12 protein-coding genes are annotated in these 12,511 nt (G+C 36.6%); 9 read left to right on the top strand and 3 right to left on the bottom strand.

Translation table 11 applies throughout. The annotated features are described in order from the left end of the window. Nucleotides 1–31: 31 nt before the first annotated feature. Genes SM124_RS14135 through SM124_RS14120 form a run of 4 tightly spaced genes read left to right on the top strand, consistent with a single transcriptional unit; the run spans nt 32 to nt 3,758 of the window. The gene (locus tag SM124_RS14135) at nt 32–871 is read left to right on the top strand and encodes an MBL fold metallo-hydrolase (protein ID WP_322447172.1); all 840 of its coding nucleotides are present in this window, start codon (nt 32–34) and stop codon (nt 869–871) included. Between the two features lie 27 nt (nt 872–898). Next, complete coding sequence (locus SM124_RS14130; RefSeq protein ID WP_322447171.1) at nt 899–1,894, top strand: DMT family transporter; 996 nt, start codon at nt 899–901, stop codon at nt 1,892–1,894. 30 nt (nt 1,895–1,924) lie between these two features. Continuing rightward, complete coding sequence (locus SM124_RS14125) at nt 1,925–3,145, top strand: MDR family MFS transporter (protein WP_322447170.1); 1,221 nt, start codon at nt 1,925–1,927, stop codon at nt 3,143–3,145. A gap of 13 nt (nt 3,146–3,158) precedes the next feature. Next, nucleotides 3,159–3,758 carry a short chain dehydrogenase gene (locus tag SM124_RS14120; protein WP_322447169.1) on the top strand — a complete coding sequence of 200 codons (600 nt, stop codon included), beginning with the start codon at nt 3,159–3,161 and terminating at the stop codon, nt 3,756–3,758. 77 nt (nt 3,759–3,835) lie between these two features. On the opposite strand, the gene SM124_RS14115 is transcribed toward SM124_RS14120, so the two are convergent. Next, entirely contained in the window at nt 3,836–4,660 is an 825-nt protein-coding gene (locus SM124_RS14115; RefSeq protein WP_322447168.1) for an SAM-dependent methyltransferase, read from the bottom strand. Between the two features lie 269 nt (nt 4,661–4,929). Between SM124_RS14115 and SM124_RS14110 the strand changes: the two genes are divergently transcribed. Next, on the top strand, nt 4,930–6,009 hold the full coding sequence (locus SM124_RS14110) for a metallophosphoesterase (protein WP_322447167.1): 1,080 nt from the start codon (nt 4,930–4,932) through the stop codon (nt 6,007–6,009). Nucleotides 6,010–6,090: 81 nt separating this feature from the next. Here the strand turns inward: SM124_RS14110 and SM124_RS14105 are convergent, their stop codons facing one another. Further along, nucleotides 6,091–7,602, bottom strand: coding sequence for a methyl-accepting chemotaxis protein (locus SM124_RS14105; protein WP_322447166.1), 1,512 nt, complete (start codon nt 7,600–7,602; stop codon nt 6,091–6,093). Nucleotides 7,603–8,068: 466 nt separating this feature from the next. On the opposite strand from SM124_RS14105, the gene SM124_RS14100 reads away from it, so the two are divergent. The 3 genes from SM124_RS14100 to SM124_RS14090 all read left to right on the top strand — a co-directional run bounded on the left by SM124_RS14100 (nt 8,069) and on the right by SM124_RS14090 (nt 10,848). After that, complete coding sequence (locus SM124_RS14100; RefSeq protein WP_322447165.1) at nt 8,069–8,686, top strand: hypothetical protein; 618 nt, start codon at nt 8,069–8,071, stop codon at nt 8,684–8,686. Nucleotides 8,687–8,923: 237 nt separating this feature from the next. Then, nucleotides 8,924–9,976, top strand: coding sequence for a P-loop NTPase family protein (locus SM124_RS14095; protein WP_322447164.1), 1,053 nt, complete (start codon nt 8,924–8,926; stop codon nt 9,974–9,976). A 59-nt stretch (nt 9,977–10,035) separates the two neighbouring features. Continuing rightward, entirely contained in the window at nt 10,036–10,848 is an 813-nt protein-coding gene (locus tag SM124_RS14090) for an alpha/beta fold hydrolase (protein WP_322447163.1), read from the top strand. Between the two features lie 74 nt (nt 10,849–10,922). Here SM124_RS14090 and SM124_RS14085 read toward each other — a convergent pair whose 3' ends face one another. Continuing rightward, nucleotides 10,923–11,138 carry a hypothetical protein gene (locus tag SM124_RS14085; RefSeq protein WP_322447162.1) on the bottom strand — a complete coding sequence of 72 codons (216 nt, stop codon included), beginning with the start codon at nt 11,136–11,138 and terminating at the stop codon, nt 10,923–10,925. Nucleotides 11,139–11,445: 307 nt separating this feature from the next. On the opposite strand from SM124_RS14085, the gene SM124_RS14080 reads away from it, so the two are divergent. Continuing rightward, a complete protein-coding gene (locus SM124_RS14080; protein WP_322447161.1) occupies nt 11,446–12,510 on the top strand; it encodes an alpha/beta hydrolase in 1,065 nt (354 codons plus the stop codon). Nucleotide 12,511 lies beyond the last annotated feature (1 nt).

Raw genomic sequence — 12,511 nt, 5'->3', positions numbered from 1 at the left:
AGCAATAGGCTAGTTTAAATGGAGGAAATAGATGATGAAAAAATACGTTTGCGGTAATTGTGGTGCTCAATATAGTGAATCAATAGAAAGTCCAGAAGTTTGTAAGATTTGTTCAGATGAAAGACAATATGTTCCCGAGAGTGGTCAAAAGTGGACGACATTAGAAGAGCTGTTACAAGCTGGATATGAGAATCGATTTAAGGATGTTGAACCTAATGTGTATAGTATTAAAACCTTTCCGCAGGTTGGAATTGGTCAGAATGCCTATTTCATTACTACTGAACATGGCAATTATCTGTGGGATTGTATCACATATTTAGATGACGCAACGATTAGTAAAATCAATGAGTTAGGCGGGTTAAAAGGAATTGTCCTTTCTCATCCACACTATTACAGCACGATTGTAGAGTGGGCAGATGCATTTGATTGCTCGATCTATATTCATGCAGCCGATCAAGAGTGGGTGACCAGATCTTCAAGTAGATATGTATTTTGGGAAGGTAAGCAGCTTCAGTTAACACCTGATATCGAGGTGCTCAATGTGGGTGGCCATTTTGAAGGAAGCTCTGTTTTATTATGGAACCAAGGGGCAAATGGAAAAGGTAGTTTGTTTGTGGGAGATACGATTTTTATCGTCCCAGCACAAGGGTGGGTAAGCTTCTTATATAGCCATCCAAACCGAATCCCTTTACCAGCCTTTGAAGTACAAAGCATCGTGAATGATTTAAGTGACCGTAACTTCGATCGCATGTATGGGGCATTTGACCAAAACATTAAGCAAAAGGGAAAAGAGGCTGTGCTCAAATCTGCGGAGCGTTATATTTATCATGTTGGAAGGAAGCCTACTGATTCTAGAGTTATAAGTTACTAATCCTCTTATAGAAGGAAGAGAAGTAAGATGCAAAACATACTAAAACGTATCCAAGTAAAAGGAGGAGACGGATCAGTCCGTCTTTCTCCCTTCGTCTACATGGCGGCCATTTTAAATGCAACCATTGTCGGACTATCCTTTTTATTTACGAAAATCGCATTAGAGGCAACTTCACCAAGTGATACGTTAGGTTACCGATTTCTGATTGCGTGGTTTTTATTAACGATTTACATGAAAAAGAGTAAACAAAAATTTAATCTCCAAGTGAAGGACAAAAAAACAATACTAACATTGATTGTCTTAGCTTTATTTTATCCTATTTTGTTTTTTAGTTTCCAAGCATGGGGACTTAAGTATACTACTTCTGCAGAGTGCGGAATTATTTTAGCTTTCTCTCCCGCTCTAACGGCTTTATTTGCGGCAATTTTTATAAAAGAAAAGCTTAATGCTATGCAAATATCATTTATCTTTCTGTCTATTTTTGGAGTGGTCTATATTTTCTTGATGAACGGAATGGCCATTCAAGTCTCGCAAGCAAAGTTATTGGGGATTGTGTTTTTAGTCATTTCATGTGTTTCTGTTTCTGGATATTCCGTTTCAGCGAGGTTTCTATCTGTAAAATACACTCCCATTCAACTGACTTATATCATGATCACATTTGGAATGATTTTTTTTAATCTATATGCGATCGGAGTAAAAATGGCAGAGGGTAGTGTCTTAGATTATTTCACTTTATTTACAAATGTAGAATTTATATTAGCTGTGATATTCTTGGGGGTACTTTCGACGTTACTTACGTCCTTTTTATCCAATTATATCCTATCAAAGTTATCTGCATCAAAGTCTAGTATTTTTACTAACTTATCGACCATTATATCGATTGCAGCTGGCGCGATTGTTTTAAAAGAAAGCATAGAGTACTACCATATTATAGGTTCAATGATGATTATTTTTGGTGTGTTAGGTACGAATTTATATAAAGGTAAAAATCAGAAAAAAATGGGGATCCGAAAAGTTTCATAGTAGGTAGTGGTAACAAAAGAGGGGGCCTATGTGAGTAAGATTTTCGTATTTTTTAAACAGTTTCATCCTGTTGTTTGGACGATTTTAGTCGGGATGATATTGATTAGAGGGGCCGCTTTTATGACATTGCCCTTCTTATCGATTTATTTATCTAGAAATCTTGATGTGAATCCTTGGATTATTGGGATAACCGTAGGAATTAGTCCATTAATGTCTACAGTAGGGGGATTTATTGGCGGGCAACTTTCTGACCGATGGGGTAGAAAGCCAATCATGCTTTTCTCGTTATTTACGATAGCCGTTGTTTATTTTGGATTTATGATTGCCGATCACGCCGGTTGGTTCATCCTATTAAATGCTGTACTGGGTCTTTGTAATGCATTCTTTGAACCAACCTCCCAAGCGTTAATCGCTGATTTGACAACGAAGGAAAATCGAATGCTTGCCTATTCTTTACGCTATACGGCCATTAATATTGGAGCTGCTGTTGGACCATTAGTCGGGGTGTACTTAATCAGCCAATCCGCACAAACGACATTTTTTTATACAGGATTGATTTATTTCATATATGGGCTCGTATTAATGTTGATTTTATCTAAGTACTCAAAAACCAATTCAATGGCGGTTAAAAGTAATAATAGTTTTAGAGAAGCTTTTCATATTGTAAAGAAAGATAAGGCATTAAGATATTTAATTTTTGGCGGCATTTTAATTAATATGGGTTATGCCCAGAATAGCTCTAATTTGCCACAGCACCTAGAAGGTTCAATTGAAAATGGCGTAGTTTTGTATTCTATTTTACTATCCATTAATGCCGTCTTGGTTGTTTTTCTATCGATGCCTGTAAGTATGATTGTTTCAAAATTTAAACCGATGCAAGTGATGAAGGTGGGAGCCATTCTTACCTCCTTAGGGCTCATTGGATTTGGTATGAGTCAGGGATGGGTGATCGCTATTATTGCGATGACGTTGTTAACTTTAGGGGAGATATTAATTTTCCCGACAAACAGTCTATTGATTGATGAACTAGCGAGTGAACAGTTAAGAGGAACGTATTTTGGTGCCAGTCAGTTCCGGAAGCTTGGTAGTTTTCTAGGGCCCGTTCTCGGGGGATATTTATTTAATTATTTTGATGGCCCAACGATGTTTATGATTATATCGATCATTTCGTTAGGAAGTCTGTATTTTTTCACAATAGGAAATAGAGTGTATGCAAATGCCCATATAAAGGAAGTTTCTAACTTTAACTAGGAGATGAATAAAGATGAAGGTTTTATTGATTGGTGCAAATGGAACAATCGGCAGTGCGGTGCGTAAGGAATTAGAAGAAAATCATGAAATTATTTCAGCTGGAAGAACAGGTGCGGATGTTACGGTAGACATTACTTCTCCAGAAAGCATCCAAGCGATGTTTGAGAAAGTAGGAAAAGTGGATGCCGTTATTAATGCATCGGGAGCGACTTACTTCGGTTCACTTGAAGAAATGACACCTGAAAACAATGAAATCTCTATTATGAGTAAGCTTAAAGGACAAGTGAATTTAGTATTAATAGGACATTCATATGTTAATGATAATGGTAGCTTTACATTGACGACGGGAGTGATTATGGATGACCCGATATTGACTGGAGCTTCAGCAGCGATGGCAAGTGGAGCGGTTAAAGCGTTTGTACAATCGGCAGCGATCGAAATGCCACGCGGAATTCGAATTAATAATGTGAGTCCAAACGTATTAATCGAGTCAATGGAAAAGTACGGTCCATACTTCCCAGGCTTTGACCCAGTCCCTGCTAGTCGAGTGGCACTTGCTTATCGAAAAAGTGTAGAAGGTGGGCAAACAGGGCAGACTTACCGAATTTATTAATCTTGTAGAATTAGTATAATGGCTATCCTAAAATAAGGGTAGCCATTTCGTATTAGTGAGCCAATCTTGTTCAAAAATTACTCTGCGCATAAAATGAAACTATTTAATGACTGTACATCTTCATTTGTCACATTCATGAGTTCATAATAGCTGTAAATAAGCGTTTGAATCATTGGGGGTACATGAATAAATTCGTTTCGAATGGTATTGGCATAACTCTTTTCCCAATGTCCGTCCTGTAAATACGAGGCATCCACGATATCTTGACGGACGATTTGAAAACCTGCCTCATTGAGTAACTTGATCATTTGTTCTTTATGAAATAAGTTCTGAATATTTCCGTCATTATTTACAAAGTTTGAGTACAGGCCGAGGATAGAAGCAGCACAGAAATGGGCTCGTTGAGAGAGATGAGTAAAGTCAAGGTCCCACTCTGCAATACATACGTACTTCGTCATCTTACGTAACTTTTTAAAATAACGGTGTAAATCTTCTTTTGACTTGAAATACCAAGAACTATGAGATAATACGGCCATATCAAATTTTTCAGTAGATTGGAACATGTCAAAATCCGTATTAAAATGGAAGGTAATTCGCTCTCCCAGTGCAGAACTTCTGATAATATCTGTTGCCTGTCCTAACGTTAACGGAGCTCCATAATCACGACTGGCAATATCAATGCCAATCACTTTCCCCGTTTCTCCGACTGCATCTGCTAATGCTACAGTTGTATCTCCTTGTCCACAGCCAATTTCTAATACTTTCATCCCTATTTTTATGCCAAATGCTTCTACTAAATCCATGCGGTGTTGCAGTTGCACTTTCTGTATTTCATCTGTTTCAAACAGTTTGTATGTAGATATAAAGGTTGTTGTTTTCTCATTCAGCTCGAATGAAGTCATTGTCAGACCTCCACTAATTTTTTCGCTTAGCTTAGCTAAGCTTTTCTTTTCTTACTTTAAATGTCTTACTACAGCTTGTTTTAAATAGGTATATTGCGCTTCATTCGACTTAGAAATTCTTATTTCTATAAAACTAGTTTCATTATTATACAATCTTCCTTTGAAGTCAACGCACCTAGCAAAAGCAAACCATTAAATAAAAGGAATGGAAATTAATCGAGCAAATCGTTAAAATATTTTTAATAGATGATTATTGAGGAGACGTTCAAATGCTTGATGTAAGAAGCTTAACCTTGGATAAAACTAAGCGTATCATAGTCACATCCGATATACATGCGAATCTAGAACTTTTTAAGAAGCTATTAAACAAAGTTAACTTCACTGAAGATGACTATTTATTTATCAACGGAGATCTTTGTGAAAAAGGACCGAACAGTTTAGAAGTGGTGGAATATGTCCGCAATCTCATGACCGTTAACCAAAATGTATTTCTGACAAAAGGAAATTGTGATGTGGTCTTTCGTTATGTATTTAATAACTTACAAGGAATTATTCCATATATGAAGAGGCAACCTTACTCCATTTTAAATGAAATGATTAACATTTACGGGAAAACAATAGATGATTTTGCAGATTTAAAGGAGTTGTCTAAATTTTACCGAGAGAATTTCGGAGAGCTTATTGATTGGTTAGAATCATTGCCAAATGCGTATGAAACCGAAGACTTTATTATTGTCCATGCTGCATTAGAGAATATAAACGATTGGAAAGAAACGAAAGACGAATACTCCCTGTATACATACGCATTTGGGGAAAGTGAACATCAGGCTAATAAAAACGTGATTGTTGGTCACTGGCCAGTGGTTAACTACCGCGCAACAGATATTAGCTCGCATAATCCATTAATTGACTTGAATAAAAGAATCATATCGATTGACGGTGGGAATCAAATTAAACCAGATGGGCAATTGAATGCCCTAATTTTTGAAAACGGAGAGTACTCCTTTACCTTTGTAGATGAGTTGACAAAGGAAATGATGATTCCTGAAGATTTTGAAGATACAACAGGTAGAAAGGGAACCGTCACTTACCCTAATTATGAAATTAACATACTTGAGAGAGAAAAGTTTTTTACCCTTTGTGAAAATAAGAATCTAGCAATTAAACAATGGATTAAAAATGAGTATTTGTCAGAAGAGGGAGAAAAGGTTGTATGTAAAGATGATTTAAGCACGACCTTCTTATCGGTTAGTAAAGGTGAACGAGTAAAAGTGGTGGATGATCAGTGTGAGGGGTATACATTGGTTAAAAAACAAACGGGAGAGATTGGGTGGGTGCCAAAAATGTAGCTGCTCTTCTAAAATTAATAGAATAGAAGAATGGGGCTGTCCTCAAAAATGATGACATTTTGGACAGCTCCATCAATCGAATTAAGTAGTCGCAAACTCTACCAAAGATTTAGACATACTATTGATTTCTTCCATCGAAGCATTTAACTGCTCAGTTAGGGCTGCTTGAGATTGAGTGAGAGAAGTCATATTGCTAATATGGCCTAGTATCTCCTCAATCAAATCCTTCATTTCGTTTAAACTTTTTTCGATATTACCTGTAGCATCTGCACTATGAACAGCTAGCTTTCTAACTTCTTCTGCAACGACACCAAATCCTCGACCTTGTTCTCCAGCTCGAGCCGCTTCAATTGAAGCATTTAAACCAAGGAGATTCGTTTGTTCAGCGATTTCTCTAATAAAGTTTGAAATCGTTTTTGTTTCTTCTGTACTCTTCTTAGCTTGGTTAGCGGCTATGGTCGATTGTTCTTGAGCACTAGCTAAATCTTGTGCCTGTAGAGTAACAGACTCAATTCCCGCCACCATTTCGCTAATAGAGTTTGAAAGTTGTTTCATTTGCTCATTCATTACCATGGAAACTTCTTCTTTACGTTTCTCAAGAGTAATATCACGAATCGTACCAGCTACTCGAAGTGGCGCACCGTTTCGATCACGAATGGTTTCTCCACCTGCATGGAACCAACGATATTCCCCATTTTTCAATTGTAATCGATAGTCTACATCAAAAGGTGTTCTACCTGTATGGTCATTTAAATGGTCAGCAAAACATTGCAATGCAAACTCTTTATCTTCTGGGTGAAGTCTGTCACTCCAACTACTAAGTACATTTGGAAAATCCTTTTCATTTTCGAATCCTAGTGTTTTCCTAAACTGAGGTGACCACCAAAATTCATTGTTCGGATTAACAGGATCACCAGCCACCACCGTCATATCCCATGGTGCTTCGACTAGTGCACGATTAATTAAATCATATCTAACGATGAATGCTTGTAACTCATCTTCTTTTAATTTCTTTTCGTGAATGTCAAATAAAGCTCCAACCACTCTTAATGGAACTCCGTTTTTGTCTCGTGATGTTGTTCCAGTTGCACGGAACCAGCGGTACTCCCCATTTTTAAGGCGAAGGCGATACTCAATATCATAAGGAGTTCTCCCTGAATGGTCTGTTAAGTGATTTGCAAAGGCTTCTAGGGCCCAACCTTGATCTTCCGGATGAAGCTTTGACGCCCAGCTGTCTAAAACATTTGGAAAATCATTTTCATCACGATAGCCAAGCATCCTTCTTAATTCATTCGACCACTTGAATTCGTTGTTTGGATTAACAGGATCTCCTGCAATGACATTCATATCCCATAGGCCTACTTGGATCGCTTCAGTTACTAAATGTAAGCGAACATCTGAATCACTTGCTGACTTTCTTAACAATTCAAAAGCCAAATTCACATTTTGTACAATTTCCTTTGCCTCCGGAGAATCTATGTTGGAGCCAGACAGAGATGCGAAAAGGTTACTCTGTTCCATTGACTTTACTAGATTCCTACTTTCCTCTAAAAGTAGATTTAGCTCCTTTGGACTAGCCGTTTTAAAAAACATCGAATCATCCCCTCCGAAAAATTAAAAACCATTCCAACTGTTTACAAGTTAAAAAATAGTAAAATAGTAATATCTTGTACTTTGGTATTAAGACCAAAATACTCATATAAATAATACTATTGAACTAGAAAAATGGAAATACGTTTATAAAAATTTGTATTTTTGTCATAATATGGTGTATATATTTGGGTTCGTGCTTTATTCATTGAAGTAATGTGTAAGAGGAACAAACAAGTACCTTTTTAATACTTCTTTTAATTTTTCTACTAATATAGGAGGTTTTTCTCTCTTGACCTTAATAGAATAATCATTCAAAGGAACTATTCATCAGTGAAACATTAGTCACTAATTCCTGTTTTTATTATTTTTGAATTATTTAGTGGTAAAATGTGCTAAAATCAACAATTGTTGGAACTATTTAAATGTTGTTTAACTTAATAAAGAGGATATTAGGAGTGGAGGAATAATGAATATAGGAATGAAGAAACTTAGAAAAGGTATCGTAATGTCAACCGTCTTAGCATGTAGTCTTATCTTTGGTTCAACCGTTGCTGGAGCAGAAAGCAATGTTACTAATAGCAAGGAAACTCAGAGTTTTACACAAGCTGCTTCCACGGTTTCAAAAAAAGGAGTTCTTACTTTTCCAAAGAAATACAGCATGAAGAAAGTAACTAGTGAATTAAAACCAGAAGCTGCGAAACTAATGAAAATCTATGCAGAATCACTAAGAACAGGTAAAACTAAACCTTTTCATACGTATGTTAATAAACATGTTGCGGAAAAATCAGACGATAATTGGCTGATTGGACGCAAATATGTAAGAGATGGCTATAGTGATAAAGTAAAAGGCATGAGAAAAGCCAATTCAAAAGATACCCTCTCCACTTACTCCAAGGAAGTTAAGAAAGTAACGACTTCTAAAGTGAAAACTAGCCATACGTATAAAGGATCAGGCTTTGCTACATTTCAGTACGATTTTCAGCCAGCAAACTTCAATGCGTTTGGAACCGTAACAGTACAATTTAAATTTACTCAATTGAAGAATGGGAAATATGTTTTGGAGAATGTTTATTTCGTATATTAAGATATATAACTTGATGCGCTAGCCTAAACGGTTAAGCGCTTATATTTTGAGTCCTATAACGAAACAAATTTCATTCCTAAATATATTAATAACTAGCCTGTAGACTTGGATAATTACATGTTCTACAGGCTTTTTTATGTCTAATTGAATAAAGGAAAAGTTTGACAGATACATAACTCGGTATTATATTACTCTTAAAGGTAATAAAATTTCTTTAAAAAGTAAAGGGGTGTTTTCGTGGATAACATTAAACTTAATGTCGAGTTGTTACGACAAAAAGTAAAAAATCTAACGGTAGCGGCTGCTTCTGTAGGTCTTCGCCCAGCAACAGTTTCAAATTTATGTACCGGAAAAATTCCTTTAGGAAGAGCGGAGGTTCGTACCCTTGTGGCACTTGCAGATTTAGCTGAGGTTTCGGTTGATGACTTGATCCTTCGAGGAGATGAAACGGAAATGATTGAAACGGGAATTAAGGTGATTGATTTGTTTGCACCATTAACTCGAGGGGGAATGATTGGTCTTGTTGCAAGACCTGGAATGGGACAGTTAGTCATGTTAGGAGAGATACTTCATCGATTGAACCAACAAGGTTGTGTGACGATGTTTATTAAACCAACGGATTTGGTACCTGGTATTGAAGACGTGTTATCGGAAAGTCAGCATATATGCCAGACTTCAAATGAAGTATTTGAATTAATAACAGGTTTACAAGATAAAAATAACCTCATTCTTGCTGCTGATCGACAGAACGTGATTAACGGTGAAATCTACACTTTATTAGAACAGCTTAATGATGTAGGAGTGCCCACTGTTACTACTCTATTAGTAGATTTAAGAGGGGATGCTGTGGATGATGTGGAGCCTTATGGTCCGCTAGACACGCTTTGGGAGTTTGACGCTGAACTTATTTCTCGAAGAATGTATCCTGCCATACATCCCGTCTACTCTACCTCTGTTCTCCTAGAGGGAGCGCAGTTGGAAAAAGAACATATGCATACACAGCAACAAGCCAGAAAGTTCCTTCGCCGTTATCGTGAGCTGAGATTCTTAGGTAGCACATATGGTATGGATAAAATGCCTACAACGGATCAAGACATTTATCACCGAGGGTTACGTTTGGAAGCTTATTTGACGCAACCATTTTTGACAACGGAGGCTTTCACAAATAAGAAAGGTGAAACAGTTTCTTTATCAGAGACGTTAGAAGACGTGAAGCGAATTCTAAAGGGAGAGGTCGACCAAATCCCTGTTGATGCATTTTATCAAACGGGTAGTATAGCTGGATTATAGCAAGTTTATAAAATTGTCTATACAATAGTATCTTCCAAAATAGAAATGGAGAGGTCAAAATGAATACTATTCAATCTCAATCAGGATTTTTAGAAATAAACGGAACAGATCTATACTATGAAATAAAAGGAACAGGATATCCACTTCTAATGATACATGGGAACCCACTTGATTGTAGAATGTGGGAACCTCAATTTAACGAGTTTTCAAAACATTTTCAAGTGATCCGTTTTGATTTAGCGGGTTTTGGTCAGTCGGGTGTACATCATCATGATTTTTCCTTGATTGAAGACATTAAAAGATTATTAGATTCCTTGGAAATTAAACAGACGAACATCCTTGGGTTCTCTGTTGGTGGAATGTTAAGCATGGATTTCTCAATACTTTATCCGGAAATGGTCAATAAATTAATCGTGGCCTCAACGGGTTTGTTAGGCTGGAGTGAATTCTCACTTGAAAGACAAAAGTTCAATGAGGAATTAAATCTTGCTTCTAATACTCGAGATCAGAATTTAGTGATTCAATTAATGACAGAGGGGTGGGTGGCAGGTCCGTTTAGAGAGTTAGACGAAGTGGAGCAAGGAGTCCCATCCATATTTGTTGAAATGGTGCGGAATAACTTCTCAAAAGAGAAAGGAAAAGGAAGCATGATCCTTCCTACAACTAAAACAATAGACCTTGTTAGTGAGATAAAAGCTCCAACACTAATCATCACTCCAGAAATGGACTTCCCAGAATTTATAGCTATCGCAAATTATCTAAATAAAAAGATTATCGATTCTACCATCGTTCACATACCCGGGACTGCACATATGATTAATATGGAAAAGCCGGTGGACTTTAATCAGAGGGTGATTGAATTTTTAAGTTAGTATAGCTAGTCCTAAACATATTCAAATGGCTGGCAAGGAACTGTTAAAGTGCCAGCCATTATCGTTCTCCTCATCTAGTAATCTAACTTCTCAAAACTACGAATATCTTCTACAAAAATAAAATAATCACCAAATTCTTTTTGCGTGACCACAATCCTCTCCGTTAAGTCCTCTGTACGGAAAACAAACTCCTTCACACCAATAAATTCGGATTCAGAAACTAGGTAGAAGAATTGTCCTTTTTTATATTTCTTTTTAAAAGCTTTCCTCAGTTTAAACTTCTTCATCATTACCTCTAAATATATGATTTCAGGTTGAATATGATATTGAGTTTATCAAAGCTACCTTAAGCAAGCAAATTTTTATCCAATATTTTCATAAAAGTTCATTGACGAAATCTGTCGGAATGACATAATGAAGAAAACGATTAATTTTTTGAATTGGTTTTAAAAAGATGATTGGGAAAGAGAAGATGCGAGCAATTGAGTTGAAGGATGATGGGAAAAGTACGGAATCGTTTGAAAAACAAATTAAGAATCATTAACTGTTTTTCTCTTCCATTGGTTGTCCGTAATTTCTTTGAAGGAGGGGTTTAGAGTGGCATTATTTTTAAAAAAAAGACACGATTTTACTATCCCTGAAGGGGGTATAAGTTCTGTTGAAACAATTCAAATAGGAGGAATGGAGCAAACCATCCTTTTACAAGGGGAAAAACAAACGAATCCCGTTCTTTTAGTGGTTCACGGTGGACCAACGATGCCTCTTCCGGGAGTTTCATCAAGGGGGCGAGACTATACAATTGTGACTAATGTGAAGGAATTGGTTAAACACTTTATCGTTGTGTTTTGGGATCAGCGCGGAACAGGAAGATCCTATCAAAAAGATATACTTCCTCATACGATGACGATTGACCAGTTTGTTTCCGATGCGAATGAACTGACAGATTATTTGCGGACACGTTTTAATCAACCGAAAATCTTTCTTGCAGCCCATTCGTGGGGTACAACGGTAAGTTTAGAACTTGTCTCGAAATATCCGGAGAAATTTTATTCTTATGTAGGGTTATCCCAAATTGTTAGCTGGACTGAGAACGACCGATTAGCCCTCCGTTGGATAAAAGAAGAAGCAAAACGCAGAGGTCATACAAAAGCGCTAGGAGAGCTAAATTCCATAGGTGAACCGCCATTTGTAGAAAGCTTTAAGCAGTGGGGGATTTTAAGAAAATGGCAACGAAAGTTTAATACATTGATTTATACAGATGATCAGATTAAGCACCCTGGATTATTAGGGGTTTCCAAACCGATGTTTCAATCAGATGATTATACATTTAAAGACATTTTGAATTCCTATTATTATGGTTTTAAGCTTATCTATACACAAAATTTTATCGAAGAACTGGCTGAAAGAAATTTTATGGAAACAGTCAAAGAACTTCCTATTCCTATAACACTAATTCATGGCAAAAAGGATTTCCACGTCCACGGCATCTTGGCAGAACAATTATTAAATCAACTATATGCGAGCCAAGGGAAACAATTTGTTTGGGTAGAGAAATCGGCTCATTTATTCCATCCAGATGATACGAGATTAATAGAACAATATTTAATAAATGAATTAAGACATATAAAAAAAACCGAAACTCTAGAGGAGAAGGGATTATAAG

The organism is Robertmurraya mangrovi, from assembly GCF_034427655.1.
GTDB classification, from domain to species: domain Bacteria; phylum Bacillota; class Bacilli; order Bacillales; family Cytobacillaceae; genus Robertmurraya_A; species Robertmurraya_A mangrovi.
The sequence above is the reverse complement of the archived record's forward strand: the minus strand, read 5'-3'. Positions and strand labels throughout refer to the sequence as shown.

Coding starts and splice junctions, on each gene's coding strand:
- SM124_RS14120 (WP_322447169.1), top strand. CDS start 3,159: ATGAAGGTTTTATTGATTGGTGCAAATGGAACAATCGGCAGTGCGGTG.
- SM124_RS14085 (WP_322447162.1), bottom strand. CDS start 11,138: ATGATGAAGAAGTTTAAACTGAGGAAAGCTTTTAAAAAGAAATATAAA.
- SM124_RS14110 (WP_322447167.1), top strand. CDS start 4,930: ATGCTTGATGTAAGAAGCTTAACCTTGGATAAAACTAAGCGTATCATA.
- SM124_RS14090 (WP_322447163.1), top strand. CDS start 10,036: ATGAATACTATTCAATCTCAATCAGGATTTTTAGAAATAAACGGAACA.
- SM124_RS14105 (WP_322447166.1), bottom strand. CDS start 7,602: ATGTTTTTTAAAACGGCTAGTCCAAAGGAGCTAAATCTACTTTTAGAG.
- SM124_RS14135 (WP_322447172.1), top strand. CDS start 32: ATGATGAAAAAATACGTTTGCGGTAATTGTGGTGCTCAATATAGTGAA.
- SM124_RS14100 (WP_322447165.1), top strand. CDS start 8,069: ATGAATATAGGAATGAAGAAACTTAGAAAAGGTATCGTAATGTCAACC.
- SM124_RS14115 (WP_322447168.1), bottom strand. CDS start 4,660: ATGACTTCATTCGAGCTGAATGAGAAAACAACAACCTTTATATCTACA.
- SM124_RS14130 (WP_322447171.1), top strand. CDS start 899: ATGCAAAACATACTAAAACGTATCCAAGTAAAAGGAGGAGACGGATCA.